The organism is Kurthia huakuii LAM0618 (assembly GCF_000505545.1).
GTDB classification, from domain to species: domain Bacteria; phylum Bacillota; class Bacilli; order Bacillales_A; family Planococcaceae; genus Kurthia; species Kurthia huakuii.
Genome location: NZ_AYTB01000049.1, coordinates 1 through 2,025, shown reverse-complemented (window position 1 = coordinate 2,025; position 2,025 = coordinate 1). Strand labels below are relative to the sequence as shown.

General features: G+C 37.3%; 1 protein-coding gene. It reads right to left on the bottom strand.

Translation table 11 applies throughout. The features are described from left to right. Positions 1 to 45: 45 nt before the first annotated feature. Positions 46 to 1,821: a bifunctional metallophosphatase/5'-nucleotidase gene (locus V514_RS0118565; RefSeq protein ID WP_235073608.1), complete on the bottom strand. Its 1,776-nt coding sequence runs from the start codon at positions 1,819 to 1,821 to the stop codon at positions 46 to 48. Positions 1,822 to 2,025 lie beyond the last annotated feature (204 nt).

The following is a 2,025-nucleotide window of genomic DNA, read 5'->3' as shown; positions in this document are numbered from 1 at the left end:
TTTATATTTCTCCTAAAAATCGAGTTATGTCCTAGCCTCTTGTCATTATTGTACGCGTTCTAAACGTAATGTCGCGACATCCTCTTTTTTAAGCGTCGCTGTTTTTTCAATATAGTTAATGAAAATATCTGTATCTACACCTAAATATTGCGTTACTTTTGTGCCGATAAATGTTGGGAATTTGTCGCCCCCGCCAAGTAAGAAATCGTTTAATACGGCTTTATATGTGCGGCTTTCATCGATTTTTTGACCATTCACAAAGACATCAACCACGCCTTTTTCATTAAATGTATAGTTTAAACCCGCCATTTCTAAGCCATAGCCACCGATAAATTGATCATTAATCGCTGCTTTGACTTGAGCACCAGTTAATTCAATAATATTCAGCGTATTACCAAATGGTTGTACGGCTTGCGCTGCGCCACGCGTAATTGTAAATGAATCGCCATTTGCAGTGCCGTTTAAGTTTGAACGTACGCCGCCAGAGTTAGTAAAGGCGAAATCTACTCCTGCATCGATTGTACGTGCATAAGCTAATTGTGCATCTGTGACTAGGTTTCCGACTTCAGAGCCACCAATAGGGTACTGGTCTGTCGGATGTACTTTTGTTGGCGCGATTTTTGAAAGGCTTTCAACATCCATTGTCGCAATTGGTTGGTCCATCACTTTGCCAACAATTGTTTTAGCTTCCGTTACAATACCATTTACTTTTTTCGATACTTTATTCGAATTGATGATTGCTTCTGGTTGTGTGTAATTATATTTAATTGTCGCAGTAGGTGTTGCGACGAAATCTTTTGTTTTTTTGCTTAATTTCCCGTTTACTACAGAGTATGCTTCACCGTAATTGTGCGCTTGCACGATACGCACTTTTTTGTATGTATCATTGGCATATGCATGATTATGACCACCAAATACTACATCAATTGAGTTTTTCGGATCTACTTTATTCACCGTTTTTAGCATATCGATTACTTCACCTGATAAGTCATCTTCTTGTTGTGTCGTGATTGAAGAATTAGCCTCTTTGTTAGGTGCGACAGAAGCATGTGCTACGACCGTAATGGCATTGACGCCTTTTTTGCGTAATTCTTTCGTATATTTTGCCACTGCTTTACCAGGGTCTACAATTTCAATATCTTTTGTATGCTCTGCTAGCACAACATCTTTAATGCTCGGTGTCACGACGCCGATAAAGGCTACTTTCACACCATCGATATTTTTAATAACATATGGTTTAAAGCCCTTCAGTAATTTGTTCGTTTTCTTATCATTAATATTCGCAGATAATACGTCCATTTTCGTTGCGCTATAGTTGTAATCTTTAACTAATTCATAGTTTTGCGTCACATTTTTAATCGGTGCGCCACCTTTTAAAAGACGTTGAAATTCAGAAATTCCTTCATCAAATTCGTGATTCCCTAAAGCACCAACAGAGAAATTCATCGCATTCACAATATTCATCACTGGTTCATCTTGTAACAAGCCTGAAATTGCGGGAGAACCACCAACAAGGTCACCTTCTTGAATCGCTAATGAATTCGTTTTCGTTGATTTTAATTTATTTGCTTTCGCAAAAGCCGCTTTTTCTTGTTCAAAATGATAAGCAAGTGACGCCATGCCACCAATTGGCGCACCAATTGGATCTTTTTTGTTATTGCCATCAATGTAGCCATGTAAATCATTCATCCCTAAAAATTGTACTGGTACCATTTTGTCCACTGTTTTCGCATCAGCCTCTAACGCTGTAGCTGCGAATGGCGCAGTAGCTAATAATAGTGCTGCACTTAAAGAAACAATTAGTTTTGATTTGCGCATCATAACACCCCTTAATGAATAATCTACTATTAACTATAGGAATAATAATGTGATTTTTCAATGTATTTTTAACAGATAAATGCAAATTAAGAGACAGCAGCTAGTATATGATGGTTTCTACCTCTTTTTTAGTTAATAATTTATTTATTAATTGACATTAAACCTCTTTTTGCAAATTCGCATAAGGGTGCATTATCGGTATTAGCG